The sequence below is a fragment of the Geodermatophilus sabuli genome, assembly GCF_900215145.1.
GTDB classification, from domain to species: Bacteria; Actinomycetota; Actinomycetes; order Mycobacteriales; family Geodermatophilaceae; genus Geodermatophilus; species Geodermatophilus sabuli.
Genome location: NZ_OBDO01000002.1, coordinates 15,056 through 31,685, shown reverse-complemented (window position 1 = coordinate 31,685; position 16,630 = coordinate 15,056). Strand labels below are relative to the sequence as shown.

17 protein-coding genes are annotated in these 16,630 nt (G+C 74.5%); 10 read left to right on the top strand and 7 right to left on the bottom strand.

What is annotated here, in order from left to right:
• Positions 1-7 precede the first annotated feature (7 nt).
• Positions 8-946 (top strand): carbohydrate ABC transporter permease, encoded by a 939-nt coding sequence (locus CRP39_RS27975; RefSeq protein WP_216359626.1) that lies wholly within the window; start codon positions 8-10, stop codon positions 944-946.
• Positions 946-1,893, top strand: coding sequence for a carbohydrate ABC transporter permease (locus CRP39_RS05680; RefSeq protein WP_097205249.1), 948 nt, complete (start codon positions 946-948; stop codon positions 1,891-1,893). The genes CRP39_RS27975 and CRP39_RS05680 overlap by 1 nt, the downstream gene beginning before the upstream one ends.
• Positions 1,894-1,930: 37 nt before the next feature.
• Here the strand turns inward: CRP39_RS05680 and CRP39_RS05675 are convergent, their stop codons facing one another.
• Entirely contained in the window at positions 1,931-3,220 is a 1,290-nt protein-coding gene (locus CRP39_RS05675; protein WP_097205247.1) for an MFS transporter, read from the bottom strand.
• Positions 3,221-3,255: 35 nt separating this feature from the next.
• Positions 3,256-4,500 carry an acyl-CoA dehydrogenase family protein gene (locus CRP39_RS05670; RefSeq protein WP_097205245.1) on the bottom strand — a complete coding sequence of 415 codons (1,245 nt, stop codon included), beginning with the start codon at positions 4,498-4,500 and terminating at the stop codon, positions 3,256-3,258.
• Positions 4,501-4,739: 239 nt separating this feature from the next.
• Between CRP39_RS05670 and CRP39_RS27155 the strand changes: the two genes are divergently transcribed.
• Positions 4,740-5,531 (top strand): alpha/beta fold hydrolase, encoded by a 792-nt coding sequence (locus tag CRP39_RS27155; RefSeq protein WP_097205244.1) that lies wholly within the window; start codon positions 4,740-4,742, stop codon positions 5,529-5,531.
• Between the two features lie 12 nt (positions 5,532-5,543).
• Here CRP39_RS27155 and CRP39_RS05660 read toward each other — a convergent pair whose 3' ends face one another.
• The gene (locus CRP39_RS05660; protein ID WP_097205242.1) at positions 5,544-7,544 is read right to left on the bottom strand and encodes an acetoacetate--CoA ligase; all 2,001 of its coding nucleotides are present in this window, start codon (positions 7,542-7,544) and stop codon (positions 5,544-5,546) included.
• Positions 7,545-7,606: 62 nt separating this feature from the next.
• Between CRP39_RS05660 and CRP39_RS05655 the strand changes: the two genes are divergently transcribed.
• The 6 genes from CRP39_RS05655 (at position 7,607) to CRP39_RS05630 (ending at position 12,477) form a co-directional block, all read left to right on the top strand.
• Positions 7,607-8,017: a DUF2237 family protein gene (locus CRP39_RS05655; protein ID WP_097205241.1), complete on the top strand. Its 411-nt coding sequence runs from the start codon at positions 7,607-7,609 to the stop codon at positions 8,015-8,017.
• An 80-nt stretch (positions 8,018-8,097) separates the two neighbouring features.
• Positions 8,098-8,592 carry a glutathione peroxidase gene (locus tag CRP39_RS05650; protein WP_097205239.1) on the top strand — a complete coding sequence of 165 codons (495 nt, stop codon included), beginning with the start codon at positions 8,098-8,100 and terminating at the stop codon, positions 8,590-8,592.
• Complete coding sequence (locus CRP39_RS05645; RefSeq protein ID WP_097205237.1) at positions 8,589-9,308, top strand: mycothiol-dependent nitroreductase Rv2466c family protein; 720 nt, start codon at positions 8,589-8,591, stop codon at positions 9,306-9,308. Before CRP39_RS05650 ends, CRP39_RS05645 begins: the two co-directional genes overlap by 4 nt.
• Positions 9,309-9,420: 112 nt before the next feature.
• Complete coding sequence (locus tag CRP39_RS05640) at positions 9,421-10,491, top strand: FecCD family ABC transporter permease (protein ID WP_245853624.1); 1,071 nt, start codon at positions 9,421-9,423, stop codon at positions 10,489-10,491.
• A gap of 73 nt (positions 10,492-10,564) precedes the next feature.
• Positions 10,565-11,647 (top strand): FecCD family ABC transporter permease, encoded by a 1,083-nt coding sequence (locus CRP39_RS05635; RefSeq protein WP_097205236.1) that lies wholly within the window; start codon positions 10,565-10,567, stop codon positions 11,645-11,647.
• Positions 11,644-12,477, top strand: coding sequence for an ABC transporter ATP-binding protein (locus CRP39_RS05630; RefSeq protein ID WP_097205234.1), 834 nt, complete (start codon positions 11,644-11,646; stop codon positions 12,475-12,477). Before CRP39_RS05635 ends, CRP39_RS05630 begins: the two co-directional genes overlap by 4 nt.
• 60 nt (positions 12,478-12,537) lie before the next feature.
• Here CRP39_RS05630 and CRP39_RS05625 read toward each other — a convergent pair whose 3' ends face one another.
• Positions 12,538-13,482 carry a siderophore-interacting protein gene (locus CRP39_RS05625; protein ID WP_097205232.1) on the bottom strand — a complete coding sequence of 315 codons (945 nt, stop codon included), beginning with the start codon at positions 13,480-13,482 and terminating at the stop codon, positions 12,538-12,540.
• Positions 13,483-13,593: 111 nt separating this feature from the next.
• Here CRP39_RS05625 and CRP39_RS05620 point away from each other — a divergent pair, with 111 nt between their 5' ends.
• A complete protein-coding gene (locus tag CRP39_RS05620; protein WP_097205231.1) occupies positions 13,594-14,601 on the top strand; it encodes an ABC transporter substrate-binding protein in 1,008 nt (335 codons plus the stop codon).
• 82 nt (positions 14,602-14,683) lie between these two features.
• Here CRP39_RS05620 and CRP39_RS05615 read toward each other — a convergent pair whose 3' ends face one another.
• From CRP39_RS05615 to CRP39_RS05605, 3 genes are read right to left on the bottom strand one after another with little or no spacing between them, the layout of a single operon-like run.
• Entirely contained in the window at positions 14,684-15,631 is a 948-nt protein-coding gene (locus tag CRP39_RS05615; protein WP_097205229.1) for an EamA family transporter, read from the bottom strand.
• Positions 15,632-15,690: 59 nt separating this feature from the next.
• Complete coding sequence (locus CRP39_RS05610; protein WP_097205228.1) at positions 15,691-16,206, bottom strand: hypothetical protein; 516 nt, start codon at positions 16,204-16,206, stop codon at positions 15,691-15,693.
• The gene (locus tag CRP39_RS05605; protein WP_221201239.1) at positions 16,203-16,610 is read right to left on the bottom strand and encodes a VOC family protein; all 408 of its coding nucleotides are present in this window, start codon (positions 16,608-16,610) and stop codon (positions 16,203-16,205) included. Before CRP39_RS05605 ends, CRP39_RS05610 begins: the two co-directional genes overlap by 4 nt.
• Positions 16,611-16,630: the final 20 nt, after the last annotated feature.

Here is a 16,630-nt window from a genome sequence, read left to right as displayed (position 1 = left end):
CCCGGCGGTGTCCGAGAGTCGGCAGGCCGGTGACCGGGAGGCACGATCCCCGGGTCGGGGGACCCTGCGCGAACGCGAGTCGCGAACCGGGCTGGCCCTGATCTCTCCGACCGTCGTCCTCGTCCTGGTGCTGGTGGTGCTGCCGATCCTGTGGACGGTGGTGCTCGCCTTCCAGGACCTGAAGCTCATCCGGCTCCGCACGTCCGGGCTGTTCGGGACCCCCACGTTCGAGAACTTCGCCGACGTGTTCGGCTCTCCCGGGTTCTGGGACTCGCTGGTCACCACGCTCGTCTACGCCAGCGGCGGCACCGCGGCGTCGATCGGGCTCGGGCTGGTCGCGGCGCTGGCCCTCCGCCACGGCTTCCGCGGCCGCATGCTGATCCGGGCGTCGCTGCTGCTGCCCTACGTCGCACCGGTGGTGGCGGCCACCTTCGTCTGGGGCGTGATGCTCAACCCCCAGTTCGGCATCGTGAACGAGGTGGGGACCCGCCTGCTCGGCTGGGACGAGCCCATCGCCTTCCTGTCCGAGCGCCCGACCGCCCTGCTGACCGTCATCTTCTTCGAGATGTGGCGCTCGTTCCCGTTCGCCTTCCTCTTCATCACCGCACGCCTGCAGGCCGCGCCGGCCACCCTGGAGGAGGCCGCCCGGGTCGACGGCGCGACGCCGACGCAGGTGTTCCGCCACATCGTCTGGCCCCAGCTGCTGCCGACGATCGCGGTGTTGGCGCTGCTCCGCTTCATCTGGACCTTCAACAACTTCGACGACATCTACCTGCTCACCGGCGGAGGGGCGGGCACCGACGTCATCAGCGTGCGGGTGTTCGAGTTCCTGATCAGCCGCGGGGACATCGGCGCGGCGTCCGCGCAGGCGCTCGTCCTCTCCGCCGTGTTGATGGTGCTGGTCACGGTGTACTACCGGTTCGCGGCGAAGGACGAGGTGGCCTGATGGCGGGCATCGCGACCGTGGCGGCGGAGTCCTCCGCCGAAGCCGGCACCCGGCCCAGCGGCCCGCCGGCGGGACGCCGCTGGTCGCGGACCACCGTCGAGACCCGGGTGCTCGGCGTCCTGCGGTGGGTGGTGATCGCAGGGCTGCTGCTGTTCACCCTGTTCCCCTTCTACTACATGGTGCTGCTCTCTCTCCGGGACCTGAGCTCGCTGCTGCAGGCCCCGGCACGCCTGTGGCCGACGCTGTCGGAACTGACGGTCGCCACGTACCGCGACGTCCTCGCCCCCACCGAGTCCGGCGGGCAGGGGTTCCTGCGCTTCATGGCCATCAGCGGCCTGGTCGCGCTCGGCACGGTCGCGGTGACGCTCGCCTTCGCGGTCCTGGGCTCGTACGCCCTCGCCCGGTTGCGGTTCCCCGGCCACCGCAGGATCAGCGTGCTGTTCCTCGCCGTCTACCTGTTCCCGAGCATCCTGCTCGCCGTCCCGCTGTTCATCTTCTTCACGCGGGTCGGGCTGCGCGGCGCCCTGCCTGCGCTCGTGCTCGTGTACGTGTCGCAGACCGTCGCGGTCGCCATCTACATGCTGCGCAACTACTTCCAGACCGTGCCGGCCAGCATCGAGGAGGCCGCCGCGGTCGACGGCGCCGACAGGTTCACCATCATGCGCAAGATCACCCTGCCGCTGGCCATGCCGGCGATCCTGTCCAACGCCCTCTTCGTCTTCATGATCGCGTGGAACGAGTTCCTGTTCGCGCTGCTGTTCCTGGTGGAGGACCGGTCGCGGTGGACGGTCTCCCTGGGCCTCTCCCAGCTCGCGGGCAGCATCGAGATCCCCACGACGGTGCTCATGGCCGGATCGGTGATCCTGACGGTGCCGATCGTCGTGCTCTTCCTCGCCACCGAGAGGCTCCTCACCGGCGGCCTGACCGCCGGCGCCGAGAAGGGGTGAGGACCCGGCGTCAGCCGGTGCCCCGACGCGCGTCGCCTCAGGCCCGCTCGCTGACCTGCGGGTTCGAGCGGCGGGCCAGCGGGTGGGCCAGCTCGTCGGCCGGCAGCCGTGCGGCCAGCAGCACGACCACGGCCAGCACCGCGGGGACCAGCCCGGCGACGAGGAAGGTGGCCGGCAGGCCGATCAGCTCGCTGACCGGGCCGGCCAGGGCCATGGACAGCGGCATGAACGCCGTGGAGACGAAGAAGTCCAGGCTGGAGACCCGGCCGAGCAGCGCCGGCGGTACCCGGCGTTGCAGCAGGGTGCCCCAGATGACCATCCCCGCCTGCGCGGTCCCGCCCGTGACCAGCCCCGCCGCGATCATCACGCCGAGGCTCGTCGTGGTGCCGAAGACGACCAGCGGGACGCAGCCGAGACCCCAGAGCAGGGTCATGACCGTGAGGTAGCGGCGCGGCAGCCGCAGGGAGGCGACCGTCATGGAGCCGAGCGCGCCGCCGACGCCGAACGCGGCCAGCACGAGGGCGTGCTGGAACGGCCCGCCGCCGGCCCGGTCCTTGATCGCGAACGGCGCCAGCACCTCGAAGGGGCCGATCATCACCAGCAGCATGAGCGAGGCGAACAGCAGCGTGGCCCGCAGCCACGGCGTCGCGACCACGTAGGTGAAGCCCTCGCGCACGTCGGCGACCAGGCCGCGCACGGGGTGCGCCGGCGCCGCGCCCGGCTCCCGCCGCACCGGCGTCGCCGGCAGCGCCGCGACGCACAGCGCTGCCCCCAGCGCCGCGCCCGCGGTGACGGCCAGGGCCACCCCGGGCGACGTCCCGGCGATCAGCCCGCCGGCCAGCGCGGGACCGGTGGCCTGGTAGAGCACCGGCCGCATCGTGCCCTCGAGCCCGTTGGCCGGCAGCAGCTCGTCCTCGGGGAGCAGCGCCGGTACCAGCGCGGAGTACGCCGGGTAGTAGCAGCCGTTGGCCAGACCACCGGCGAGCGCGACGACGGCCAGTTGCCACAGCGTCAGCACCCCGGCCAGCGAGAGTGCCGCGACCAGGGCGGTGCCGACCGTCTGCACCAGCGCCACGGCCAGCAGCACGTGCCGCTGCGGGACGCGGTCGGCGAGCGCACCGCCCAGCAGGGTGCTCGCCAGCATGCCCGCGGCGGCCAGCCCGCTGACCAGGGACAGCTCGGCCGGACCACCGTCCAGGGCGACGACCTGCCACACGACGGCGACGGCGAAGGTGCTGTTGGTGAGCAGCGAGAGTGCGAGCGAGGCGGCCAGCAGGCGGTAGCGCGGGTGCCGCAACGGGGTGAGCGCGCGCGGCAGGCCGGACATCCGAGCTACTCCCCCGTGTACGGACCGGCCCGGGTTCAGACCAGAGGTGACCGGGGGAGGATACGGTCGCTGATGATCCGCTTCTGGATCTCGCTGGTGCCCTCGAAGATCGTGGTGAGCCGGGCGTCGCGCCAGTGCCGCTCGACCTGCCGCTCCGTGGTGTAGCCGTTGCCGCCGTGCAGCTGCATGGCCTGGTTGGTCACCCGGACCGACATCTCGGTCGCCTCCAGCTTCACCATCGCCGCCTCGCGCTCGCACGGGACGCCGAGGTCGAGCAGGTGGGCGACCTGCCGGTAGAACGCCCGGGACTGCTCGACCTGCGCGGCCATCTCCGCGACGGCGAAGCGCAGCGCCTGGAAGTCGCCGATCGGGTGGCCGAACTGCTCGCGCTCCTGCAGGTAGAGGACGGAGTCCTCCAGTGCCGCGCGGGCCAGGCCGACGGCGCGGGCGGCGGTGTGCACGCGGGCGGTGTTGAGGAACAGCTGCGCCTGGGCGAAGCCGGCCCGCCGGCCGGCAGCGCCCTCCTCGTCGCTCGCGGCGGCCTCGTCGACGACGTTCCCCCGCGGGATGCGGACGCCGTCGAACGTGAGGTCCCAGGTGAGGAAGCCGTGGTAGCCGACCTTGTCGATCGGCGAGCCGGTCAGCCCGTCGGGGAACACGCCGCGCTCCTTCTCCAGCAGCAGGTTCACCAGGCCCACCGAGCGGGACTCGCCGGGCGCCGGGTCGCGCTCCCGGACCAGCACCTGGATGAAGTCGGCGGCCAGGGCGTTGCCGCACCAGCGCTTCCGGCCGGTCACCACCCACTCGTCGCCGTCGAGGACCGCGCGGGTGGCCACACCGGCCAGGTCGGAGCCGGCGTCGGGCTCGGAGAGCGCGATCGCGCCGATCCACTCGCCGCGGGCGCTGCGCCGCAGCAGCTCGTGCCGGCGTCCGGCGTCGGCCACCGCCGTCCCGAGGCCCTGGGAGCGGGCCAGGATGCTGGCCGTCGACATCCACGCCCGCGCGAGTTCCTCGCTGACCAGGCAGTACTCGAAGACGCCCAGGCCCAGGCCGCCGTGCTCGGCCGGCACGGTGATGCCGAACCACCCCAGCTCGGCCAGCCGGGCCAGCAGCGACGCCGGGATCTCCCCCTTCTGCGGGTCGAGCTCGTCGGCGACCGGCAGCACCTCCTCCATGGCGACCCGGCGGGCCTGCAGCTGCAGCGCCTCGCGCTCCGGCGTGTGCCACGGGGGCAGCAGGGCGGGCGGCTGCAGCGGCTGGGGGTCAGGCGTCGCGGACATCGGACGGGTTCTCCTGCGGTCGGGGGTGCTCCCCACCCTGGCCGCCGGCCGGGGGCGGCGCAGGTCGGCCGTTCGCCTGGGTGCTCGACGACGGCGGGCACCCCCTCGGGATCGGACCGGTCCCTCACGAGGGACCGGAGGGCTGGCTCCGCCCCACCGGCCGGGCCTACCGTCGTCGGCACGCGCGGGCCGGGAGTCGACGTCGCGGACGCGGCCGGCCCCGGGACGGAGGCGAGGCCGTGGCGACGTTCGTGCTCGTGCACCCGGCGTGGTTCGGCGGCTGGTGCTGGCGGCGGGTCGCACCCGCGTTGCGCGCCGCGGGCCACGAGGCGCTCACGCCGACGCTCACCGGGCTCGGTGAGCGCGCGCACCTGCTGGACCACGGGACCGACCTCGCCACCCACGTGGAGGACGTCGTCGCGCTGCTGACCTGCGAGGACCTCGAGGAGGTCGTCCTGGTCGGCACCAGCTCCGGGGGGATGGTGGTCACCGGGGTGGCCGACCGGGTACCGGAGCGGATCGCCGAGCTGGTCTACCTCGACGCCTTCGTGCCGCAGGACGGCCAGTGCCTGCTCGACCTCCTGACGCCGGAGCGGCGGTCGGGCTTCGAGGCGCTCGCGGAGCGGGAGGGCGACGGCTGGCTGGTGCCCCGCACCGCGCCACCCCCGTGGTCGGAGATCCTCCCCCGGTTCTGGGAGGTCACCGACCCCGCGGACCTCGCCTGGGTGCTGCCCCGCCTGCACTCCACCCCGCTCGGGCACTTCAGCCGGCCGGTCCACCTGCTCAGCGAGGCGGCCCGGCAGCTCCCGCGGACCTACGTGCGCTGCGCCCGGTACCCGCAGCCGGCCTTCGACCGCTTCGCGCAGCAGGCCCGGGAGACGCCGGGCTGGCGGTACCGCGAGCTCGACTCCTCCCACATCCCCTACGTCACCTGCCCCGACCGGCTCGCCGGCGTCCTGCTCGAGTCGGTGACCGACTGGAACGGCCCCTCTACAGGGTCCCGCCGCGAGCCTGCGAGTGGTGGGGGGTAGAGGGGTCCTTCGTCAGCGGGGACCGCGCTCCCGGGCCAGCGCGAGGTAGTGCTCGACGGCGCCCGGGTCGTCGACGGCCCCCACGTTGAGCGCCTTGGCCGGGTCCACCCCCTGGAACAGCCGCTTGAGCGGCACCTCCAGCCGCTTGCCGGTGCGGGTGTGCGGCACCGCGGGCACGGCGATGACCTCGTCCGGGACGTGCCGCGGGCTGGCCTGGCGGCGGATGGCGTCGCGGATCCGGGTGGTGAGCTCGTCGGTGAGCTCCGCACCCTCGGCCAGCTTCACGAACAGCGGCATCCAGTAGCCGCCGTCCCGCTGCTCGACACCGAGGACGACGCAGTCGAGCACCTCCGGCACGGACTCCACGGCGGCGTAGATGTCGGCCGTCCCCATGCGGACGCCGCCGCGGTTGAGGGTGGAGTCCGACCGGCCGGTGATCAGGCAGGTGCCGCGCTCGGTGACCTCCATCCAGTCGCCGTGCCGCCAGACGCCCGGCCACGGCTCGAAGTAGGACTCGCGGTAGCGGGCGCCGTCGGGGTCGTTCCAGAAGTACAGCGGCATCGACGGCATCGGCTCGGTGATCACCAGTTCGCCGAGCTCCCCGACCACCGGCTGCCCCTGCTCGTCCCAGGAGGCGGCGGCGACGCCGAGCATCGGCCGCTGCAGCTCGCCGGCGACCACCGGCAGCAGCGGCGCGCTGCCGACGAACCCCGTCGCGACGTCGGTGCCGCCGGACAGCGAGCCGAGGAAGACGTCGGGCCCCACCGCGTCGTAGACCCACTCGAAGGTCGACGCCGGCAGGGGGGACCCGGTGGAGCCGAGGAACCGCAGCGCCGACAGGTCGTGGCTGTCCCCCGGCCGGATGCCGGCCTTCTCGCACGCGGTCAGGTACCCGGCGCTGGTGCCCAGGTAGGTCAGCCGGGTCTGCGCGGCGATGGCGAACTGGGCGTCGACCGACGGGTACGCGGGGGCACCGTCGTGGACCACCACGGTCGCGCCGCACAGCAGCGCCGAGGCGGCGATGTTCCACATGATCCAGGCGGTGGAGGCGTACCAGTAGAAGCGGTCGCCGGGGCCGACGTCGCCGTGCAGCGCCAGCTGCTTGTGCTCCTCGAGGGTCACCCCGCCGTGGCCGTGCACGATCCCCTTGGGCAGGCCGGTGGTGCCCGACGAGTAGACGATCCACAGCGGGTGGTCGAACGGGAGCGGCTCGAACCGGGGCTCCTGCTCCTCGGCCACCGCCTCGGTCCAGGGCAGCGCGTCGGCCGGCACCGCGTCGGGGAACAGCCGGGGGACGGCGATCGTCGTCCGCACGCTGGGCAGCGCGCCGCGCAGCTCGGTGACGACGTCACGCCGGTCGTACTCGCGGCCGTTGAACCGGTACCCGTCGACGGCGACCAGCACGGTCGGCTCGATCTGCGTGAAGCGGTCGAGGACCGCGCGGGTGCCGAAGTCGGGGGCGCAGGAGGACCAGACCGCGCCGATGGCCGCCGTCCCGAGGAAGGCGACGACCGCCTCGGGGACGTTGGGCAGGTAGCCGGCGACCCGGTCACCGCGCTGGACGCCGAGCCGGCGCAGCGTGGCGGCGAAGGCGCCGACGCGGGCGCGCAGCTGCGCCCAGCTGGTCTCCTCCGGCTCGCGGTCCTCGGCGACGGCGATGAGCGCCGGGGAGTCGGCGGGGACGGCGCCCTCGGCGACGGCGCGCAGCGCCTGCTCGGCGTAGTTGAGCGTGGCGTCGGGGAACCACTGCGCGCCGGGCATCGCGCGGCGGGTGAGCACCCGGTCGTCGGGGACGTCGGGCAGCACGCCGGTCCAGCCCGCCACGTCGGCCCAGAACTGGTCGAGGTGCTCGACCGACCAGCGCCAGATCGCGTCGTAGTCGGGCGGGTCGCCGAGGTCCAGGCCCCGCTTCCGCGCGACCCAGCCGGCGAACTCCGCGATCCGGGTGGCGCGCATCGACTCCGGGGTCGGGCGCCAGAGGACGGTCGGCTCGCTCGTGGTGTTCCCAGTCACACCGGCACCCTGCCATCCCCCGGGCGCTGCGCCGACGGGGTCCACCCACCAAGATGACGTCGATGAGCGGACCCGAGCCCGGCAGCGAGGAACGCAACGTCCTCGGTGGGCCCCTCGAGCCGTGCGGCACCGAGCCGATGACCGGCTTCTACCGCACCGGCGTCTGCAGCAGCGGCCCGGAGGACGTCGGCAGCCACACCGTCTGCACCGTGGTGTCGGCCCCCTTCCTCGCGCTGCAGCGGGAGCTGGGCAACGACCTCAGCACGCCGCGGCCCGAGTACGGCTTCCCCGGGCTGCGCCCCGGCGACCGCTGGTGCGTCGTCGCCGCCCGCTGGCTGCAGGCCCACGAGGCGGGCGCGGCGGCCGGCGTCGTCCTGGCCGCCACCCACGCCCGCGCCCTCGAGGTCGTCCCGCTCGAGGTGCTGCGCCGCTACGCCGTCGACGTCCCCGACGACCTCAGCGGCCTGGACTGAAGGAGGACCCCCTTGCCCGCACCATGGAAGGACCCCCGCACGGGGGCCACCGCGGCTGGACACCTCGACGAGGAGCGCACATGACCGACCTGCTGGACCTGCCGGTGACCACCCTGCAGGGCGAGGCCACCACCCTGGGCGCGCTGGCCGGTGGTGGCGCGGCGCTCGTCGTCAACGTCGCCAGCCGCTGCGGCCTCACCCCCCAGTACAGCCAGCTGGAGGCGCTGCAGCAGGACTACGGCGCACGCGGCCTCACCGTGATCGGCGCCCCCTGCAACCAGTTCATGGGGCAGGAGCCGGGCACCGCGGAGGAGATCGAGAGCTTCTGCTCCACCACCTACGGCGTCACCTTCCCGCTGACCGAGAAGCTGGAGGTCAACGGCCCGGGCGCGCACCCGCTCTTCCAGCGGCTGACCGAGGCCCCCGACGCCACCGGCCAGGCCGGCGAGGTGGCGTGGAACTTCGAGAAGTGGCTCGTCGGGGCCGACGGGGAGGTCCTCGCCCGCTTCCGGCCGCAGACCCAGCCCGACTCACCCGAGGTCCGGCACGCCATCGAGCAGGCCCTGCCCCGGTGACCCGGGACGCCGACCTGCACTTCTGGTTCGACCCGGTCTGTCCCTTCGCCTGGCTGACCAGCCAGTGGGTGCGGACCGTGGCCGCCCAGCGGGAGTACACCGTCGAGTGGCGGCTGATCTCGCTGCGGCTGCTCAACCGGCACGTCGACTACGACGCCCGGTTCCCGCCCGAGTACGAGGCGGGCCACACCGCGGGGCTGCGGCTGCTGCGGGTCGCCGCCCGCGCCCGCGCCGAACTCGGCGCCGACGTGCTCGACCCCCTCTACGCGGCCATGGGGGAGCGGATCTTCCAGGCCGACCAGGTCCCCGACCGGGAGCACCGGGGCCGGACGGAGTTCGTCGAGCCGATCCTCACCGCCGCCGGCCTGCCGGTCGAGCTGGCCGACGCCCTGGACGACGAGTCGTGGGACGCCGGGATCCAGGCCGAGACCGACGAGGCCCTGCGCCTGGCCGGTGCGGACGTCGGGACGCCGGTCCTGCACTTCCGGCCCCCGGACGGCGCCGCCTTCTTCGGCCCGGTGATCAGCCGGGTGCCCAGCCCCGAGGAGGCCGTCGCGCTGTGGGACCACGTGGTGGCGCTCGCCGCCTTCCCCGGGTTCGCCGAGCTCAAGCGCAGCCTGCGGGAGCGGCCGCAGCTGCCGGCGTTCGGCGTCCGGCCGGGCGAGGTGGGCGTGCAGGAGGACTGGCACGGGGGCAGCCGCCGCCAGCGCCGGTGACCGCGGGTGCCGGAGTCGCTGAGGTGAGGCTAACCTGCACTGGCTGACCCGTTCCCGTGGCTGACCTGTGCAGCAGGCCGACGCCCCGATCCCCTCGTCCCTGGAGCCGCTCGTGTCCTCGACCGACGCCGCGCCCCGGGCGACCGGGACGGTGGCGCCGCCCCGGACCCGCGGCCTCCTGCGCGGTCGCGGCCCCCGGTTCCTCGGCGCCCTGGCGCTGCTGGCGCTGGTGGTCGTCGCCACGGCGCTCAGCATCGCGGTGGGCACCCGCAGCATCGGCCTCGGCACGGTGTGGCAGGCCCTGACCGACTCCTCCCTGGGCGCCGAGGAGGCGGTGATCGTGCGGGAACTGCGACTCCCCCGCACCGTCCTCGGCCTCATGGTCGGCCTCGCCCTCGGCGTCGCCGGCGCGCTCACCCAGGGCCACACCCGCAACCCGCTGGGCGACCCGGGGCTGCTCGGGGTCACCGCCGGCGCGTCGTTCGGCGTCGTCCTCGCCATCTGGCTGCTGGGCCTGAGCACCCCGGCCGGCTACATCTGGTTCGGCTTCGCCGGCGCGCTGGTGGGCACCGTCCTCGTCTTCTCCCTCGGCTCGGTCGGGCGCGGTGGCGCCACCCCCGTGACGCTCGCGCTGGCCGGCGCGGCGCTGTCGGCGCTGCTCTACGCGCTGGTCCGCGCCATCCTGGTCAGCGACTCCAACAGCCTCGACAGCTACCGGTTCTGGGTGGTCGGCGCCCTGGCCGGCCGTGGCACGGACATCGCGTGGCAGGTCGCGCCGTTCATCGCCGCCGGGCTGGTCCTCGCGCTGCTCAACGCCCCGGCGCTGGACCTGCTCGGCCTCGGTGAGGACGTCGCCCGCGGTCTCGGCCAGCGCGTCTGGCTGGCCCGGCTGGTCGGCCTGGGGGCGGTCACCCTGCTCTGCGGCGCGGCCACCGCCGCCTGCGGTCCGATCGCCTTCGTGGGGCTGATCGTCCCGCACGTCGTCCGGGCGCTCACCGGTCCCGCGCACCGCTGGCTCGTCCCGCTGTCCGGCCTGCTGGGGGCGGCGTTCCTGCTGCTGGCCGACGTCCTCGGCCGGGTCCTCGCGCGCCCCGGCGAGCTGCAGGTCGGCATCGTGCTCGCCCTGGTCGGCGCGCCGTTCTTCATCGCGCTCATCCGCCGCCGCCGGTTGGCCGGCCCGTGACCGAGCTCGCGAGGTCACGCAGGGACACAGCACCGCCGGGCACGCGGCCGACGAGCGCCGGCGAGGAGGACGCGTGACCGCCACGGCTCCGGAGCGTGTCGCCGTGGCGCGCGAGACGGTCGTCCGCGCCGGCCCGGTCTCCGGCCGGGTCCGCTGGCGCCAGCTGCTCGTGCCGGTGGTCTGCGCCGTCGCCGCCGTCCTGCTGGGCGCGCTGAGCCTGGGCCGCGGCGACTTCCCGATCAGCGTGGGCGAGGTCCTGAAGACCCTCGTCGGCCTCGGCGAGGACACCCAGGAGTTCATCGTGCTCGAGCTGCGGGCGCCGCGGATCGTCGTCGGCGCGCTGGTCGGGCTGGCGTTCGGCGTCGCCGGGGCGCTGTTCCAGACCTTCGCGCGCAACCCGCTCGCCTCCCCCGACATCCTCGGCATCACCCAGGGCGCCTCGGTGGGGGCGGTGGCGGCGATCGTGCTGAGCGGGACGTCCGGCGGCGGGGCGCTCCTCGGCGGCCTCGGCGTCCCCCTGGCCGCGCTCCTCGGCGCGCTGCTCACCGGCGTGCTGCTCTTCGTGCTCGCCTGGCGCCGCGGCGTCGACGGGTACCGGCTGGTCCTGGTCGGCATCGCGCTGTGGGCCGTCGCCTCCGCCCTCACCGACTGGCTGCTCACCCGCGCGGAGATCTTCGACGCCGCGTCGGCCTACGTCTGGATCACCGGCTCGCTCAACGCCCGGACCTGGGACCAGGCCGTCCCGCTGGCGATCGCCCTCGCCGTGCTGGTCCCGCTCGCGCTGGCCGCCAGCCGCGCCCTGGGCGTCCTGCAGTTCGGCGACGACACCGCCCGCGGGCTGGGCGTGCGCCTCCCCCTGGCCCAGGCCGTGGTCGTCCTCGTCGCCGTCGCGCTCACCGCCGCCGCCGTGGCCGCCGCCGGCCCGATCTCCTACGTCGCCCTGGTGGTCCCGCAGATCGCCGTCCGCCTCAGCGGTGGCTCCCGGCCGCCGCTGGTCGCCTCCGGCCTGCTCGGTGCCGTGCTCGTCATCGGCGCGGACCTGCTGACCCGCACCGTCCTGCCCCAGGCCCTGCCGGTCGGGATCCTCACCGCCGCGGTCGGCGCCCCCTACCTGCTCTGGCTCCTCGTTCGCGGAAGGCGGCGATCCACGCTGTGACGACCACCGCGCACCACCCGGTCACGACAGGCACCGAGGCCCGGCCGGTCCGCCTCGCCGCCGAGTCGCTCAGCCTTGGCTACGACGACCGCGTGGTCGTCCGCGACCTGGACCTGCAGCTCACCGACGGCTCGTTCACCGCGATCGTGGGCCCGAACGGCTGCGGCAAGTCCACCCTGCTCCGGGCGCTGGGCCGGCTGCTGCGGCCCCGCCAGGGGCAGGTGCTGCTCGACGGCCACGCCATCGCCAGGACGCCGACCCGCGAGGTCGCCAAGGTGCTCGGGTTGTTGCCGCAGACCCCGGTCGCGCCGGAGGGGCTCACCGTGGCCGACCTGGTCGCCCGCGGCCGTCACCCGCACCAGTCCTGGCTGCAGCAGTGGTCGCGCGGCGACGAGGCCGCCGTCGCGGAGGCGCTGGCCTGGACCGACATGTCCGACCTGGCCGAGCGGCCCGTCGACGCGCTGTCCGGCGGGCAGCGGCAGCGGGCCTGGATCTCGATGGCACTGGCCCAGGGCACCGACCTGCTGCTGCTCGACGAGCCGACGACGTACCTGGACCTGTCGCACCAGATCGACGTCCTGGAGCTGGTGGGCCGGCTGCACACCGAGCGGGGCCGCACCGTCGTCGTCGTCCTGCACGACCTGAACCTCGCCGCGCGGTACGCCCAGCGGCTGGTAGCCATGAAGGACGGCGTCCTCCTCGCCTCGGGGACGCCCGCCGAGGTGCTCACCGAGCAGCTGCTGGCCGACGTCTTCGACCTGGAGGCGCGGATCGTGCCCGACCCGGTCGCCGGGACCCCGATGGTCGTACCGGTCCGCCGCCTGCGCTGAGAGAGGACCTCCCTGCCCCCACCACTCGCAGGCTCGCGGCGGGACCCTGCAGGGAGGCCATCAGCCGGCGATGCCCTGCCGCCAGTAGCCCATGAACGCCACCGAGCCGCGCGGGACGCCGAGGTCGCCGACCAGGTGCCGGCGCAGCTGCTTGACCACCCCGGCCTCGCCGGCCAGCCAGGCGTAGCAGCTCGAGGCGGCCCCGTCGTCGCCCCGCCCACCCTCGGGCACCTCCCACAGCGGCTGGGAGTCGACGTCGACGTCCTCCGGGGCCTCCGCCGGTGTCGCGGCCACGCCCAGCTCGCACAGCGCGGCGTGCACCGCCGGTACCAGCAGCGACCCGCGGGCGGCGCCGGACCGCGGCAGCCAGCGCACGGTCACCCCGGCCGGCAGGGCGAGGTTCATCGCGTCCCCCGCGGCCGGCACCTCCAGGAGGGCCATCACGCGGCGCGCCTCACCGAGGGACGACTCCAGGATCGAGCACACCGCGGGGACGGCGGTCTCGTCGCCGGCGAGCAGCAGCGTCGTGGCGGCGGCGGGCGGCGCCCACTCCACGCCCCACATCCGCCCGCGCCCGGGCCGGTCGGGGCCGAGCAGCACGATGCGGTCGCCGGGCACCGCCGAGGCGGCCCAGCGGGCGGCGGGGCCGGCGTGCCCGTCGTCCACGCCGTGCAGGACCACGTCGACGTCGACCTCGGCGAGCTCGGGGCGAGCGGCGCGCACCGTGTAGGTGCGGATCCACGGCCGCTGCTCCTCGGGCATCGCGCAGTACTCGGGGTACCAGTCCGACCCGCGGTCCATCAGCCGGCGCAGCCCGGCCGGGTCCTGGGCGAGCACCAGCTTGATCCGCTGGTCGTCACCGGCGACGCCGAAGCCGGCCAGGTCGGGGCCGGTGAAGGTGAGGCGCACGAAGCTCGGCCCCAGCCGGCGGACGGCGGCGACCTCCACGTCGAAGAAGGCCCACTCGGGCGCGGTCTGGACCGCTGTCTCGACGGTGAGGGTCATGCGACGTCTCCGCTCTCCCGGTGCCCCGACCCTTGCGGACGGCAGCGCAGGTGAGGCTAACCTAAGCCGCCTCTCGGGGGAACACTCCGAGGTGACCTGCGAGGAGACCCGTTGCACCGCATTCCGCGCCGCCTGATCGGCGCCTCCCTCACCGTCGCCGCGCTGCTCGCGGCCGCCGGCTGCTCCGACGACGACCCCGCCGGCGCGGCCGGCGCCACCGCCTCGGGGGAGAGCGGCTGGGAGTTCACCGACGACATGGGCAACACCGTCGCGCTCGGCGAGGTCCCGACCCGGATCGCCGGCCTCAACGACGTCGTCGCCTCGCTGTGGAACTACGGCATCGAGCCGGTCGCCACCTTCGGCCAGACCTCGGCCGAGGACGACGTCGCCTTCGACGGCAAGGACCTCGGCGACCTGGCGATCCTCGGCGAGAGCTACGGGCAGATCGACCTCGAGCAGCTGGCCGCGGCCGATCCCGACGTCATCGTCACCTCCGTCTACCCGACCGACTCCGAGGGCACGCTGGACGAGACCCAGCCGCTCTACGGCTTCGAGTCGGTCGAGCAGCAGGAGCAGGTCGCCGAGATCGCGCCGATCATCGCGATCGCCTACCGCGGCTCGGCCGCCGACGTCATCGAGCGGACCGTCGAGCTCGCCGAGTCCCTCGGTGCCGACAGCGAGGTGGTCGACGCCGCCCGCGCGGACTTCGAGGCCGCCTCGCAGACCCTGTCCGAGGCCGCCCGGGGCGGGGTGACCGTGCTGCCGGTGTACGCCACGGTCGCCGACGGCTGGTGGATGAACAAGGCCCCCGACGACCCGCAGCTGCGGCTCTACCAGGAGCTCGGCGTGCAGTTCGTCGACCCGGGCGGCGACGGCTACTTCTGGGAGTCGGTCGGCTGGGAGGAGGTCCCGAACCACCCGAGTGACGTCATCCTCTACTCGCTGCGGTTCAGCATGACGCCGGAGGAGATCGCGGCCCAGCCCACCGCCGCGCTGCTGCCCGCCGTCCGGGCCGGGCAGCTGTACCCGTGGAAGTACATCGGGATGGACCACGTCGCCCAGGCCGCCTACATGGAGGAGCTGGCCGGCTACCTGACCGAGGCCCGGGAGGTCACCTGAGACCGCAGGGCCACCTGAGCGAGGACCCTCCTGGTCCCCGCCGCGCGCAGGATCGCGACGGTCCCCTGCAGGAGGGCCACGGTCAGACGTGCGCCGGCGTCTCGGGCAGGGGCGCCGGCGCCTCTGCCCGGGCCGTCTGCGCCAGCACGATCCCCACGAGGACGACGAACCCGCCCAGCACCTGCCAGCCCGACAGCACCTGCTCCACCCAGAGCCAGGCCACCACCGAGGCGAGCACCGGCTCGACGGTCGCGACGAGACCGGCGGTCGTCGGCGGCAGGTGCCGCAGCGCCGAGATGGACAGCCAGAACGGCACCACCGCCCCGAGGACGACGATCCAGGCCACCAGCACCCACAGCGGCAGCTCCAGCGAGCCGATCGACACCGGCACCCGCTCGCCGAGCACCCCGGCGTCGAACTCCCACCACGGCGCGGCCACCGACCAGAACAGCGCGGCGGCCACGAAGCTCCAGCACGTCAGCCCGACCGGGTCGCGGGTGGCCGCGCCCCGCTCGCCCAGGAGGTAGTAGGTGGCCAGGCACACCGCGGCGGCCAGCGCGGCGGCCACACCGAGCGGGTCCAGCGAGCCACCGCCCTGCCAGACCTCCGCCACGAAGACCAGGCCGGACAGCGACAGCAGCAGCGCCCCCCACAGCCGGCTGCGCACCCGCTCGCGGCGGACCAGCCAGACGTAGAGGGCGATGAGGACCGGCGCGGTCATCTCGAAGACCAGCGCGATCCCGACCGGCAGGCGGCCGATCGCCACGTAGTAGAGGAACTGCGTCAGGGCGACCCCCACCACGCCGAGCACGGTGAGGAGGGGCAACTCCCGCCGGCTGGTCCGCAGCCGCCCGGGCGAGACGAGCGCCAGGACGACGAGCAGCGCCACGGCCGCACCGGCGCACCGCAGCGCGGTCAGCCGGGTGGCCGGGATGCCGGCCTGCAGCGCCAGCGTGGAGACGGTGCCGTTGACGGCGAAGAACCCCGCGGCGACGACGGTGGTGGCGTATCCGAGGGCGGGACGGGGCATGGCGAGCAAGGTAGTCCCCGTAACGCCCCGTGCCACCTACGGGCTCGGGGGCCGGCCCGTCAGGCGCGCCGCGCGGCGACGAAACGCTGCCGCACCCGGAAGCCGGTGCCGTCGTCCTCCTCCGCCCGCCAGCGGAACGCCTCCGCCGTCACCTCCGAGAAGACCCAGCGCAGCCCGGTCCCGTCCCGCTCGCCGGCGAGGACCAGGCCGTCCGGGGACGGCGTCGCGGTGAAGGGGATGACCCAACCGCGGGCCGGGCCGTGCCAGGTGGACCGGTAGCGGCCGAGTGCCTCGTCCCAGAACCGCAGGCTCAGTCCCCACTCGCCGTCGGGGGCGCCGGCGGCCCGCGCGGCCCGGGAGGGGCTGATCCAGACGTCGGCCAGCGCCCGCCCGTCCAGCGCCCAGCCGAAGTGCCACTCGCCGTCCCGCTCCGTCTCGGTGCCGTCGGCCGCGACGTCGGTCACGCGGAGGTCCCAGCTGCCGACCAGCGGCGCGAAGACCGCCAGCCGGCCGGCCAGCTCCGGCCGGGGCGCGGCTGCAGTGAACACCCCGGCCAGGGCGTCGGCGGGGGTCACTGCACGTTCGCGGGGTCCATCCAGATGACCTCCCAGACGTGGCCGTCGGGGTCGGTGAAGCTGGCGCCGTACATGAACCCGTGGTCCTGGGCCGGCAGCCACGGCTTCCCGCCGTGTGCCAGCGCCCGGGACACGAGCTCGTCGACCTCCTCGCGGCTGCTCGCCGACAGGCCGTTGAGCACCGTGGTCGACTGCGCCGGGTCCCCGACCTCGCCGGTGACGAAGTCGGCGAAGCGGTCGCGGGTCAGCAGCATGACGACGATGTTCTCGTCGACCACCACCGAGGCGGTCCGCTCGTCGGAGAACTGCTCGTTGAAGGAGAACCCGAGGCCGCCGTAGAACGCCTTGGCGGCGGCCAGGTCCCGCACCGGCAGGTTCACGAAGATCATGCGCACGTCGTCCATCCCGTCGTCCGGGGGCCCGG

Excerpts from the sequence above, each read along its gene's own strand:
- CRP39_RS05680 (WP_097205249.1), top strand. The coding sequence starts at position 946 with ATGGCGGGCATCGCGACCGTGGCGGCGGAGTCCTCCGCCGAAGCCGGC.
- CRP39_RS05675 (WP_097205247.1), bottom strand. The coding sequence starts at position 3,220 with ATGTCCGGCCTGCCGCGCGCGCTCACCCCGTTGCGGCACCCGCGCTAC.
- CRP39_RS05670 (WP_097205245.1), bottom strand. The coding sequence starts at position 4,500 with ATGTCCGCGACGCCTGACCCCCAGCCGCTGCAGCCGCCCGCCCTGCTG.
- CRP39_RS05655 (WP_097205241.1), top strand. The coding sequence starts at position 7,607 with ATGAGCGGACCCGAGCCCGGCAGCGAGGAACGCAACGTCCTCGGTGGG.
- CRP39_RS05650 (WP_097205239.1), top strand. The coding sequence starts at position 8,098 with ATGACCGACCTGCTGGACCTGCCGGTGACCACCCTGCAGGGCGAGGCC.
- CRP39_RS05625 (WP_097205232.1), bottom strand. The coding sequence starts at position 13,482 with ATGACCCTCACCGTCGAGACAGCGGTCCAGACCGCGCCCGAGTGGGCC.
- CRP39_RS05615 (WP_097205229.1), bottom strand. The coding sequence starts at position 15,631 with ATGCCCCGTCCCGCCCTCGGATACGCCACCACCGTCGTCGCCGCGGGG.
- CRP39_RS05605 (WP_221201239.1), bottom strand. The coding sequence starts at position 16,610 with ATGGACGACGTGCGCATGATCTTCGTGAACCTGCCGGTGCGGGACCTG.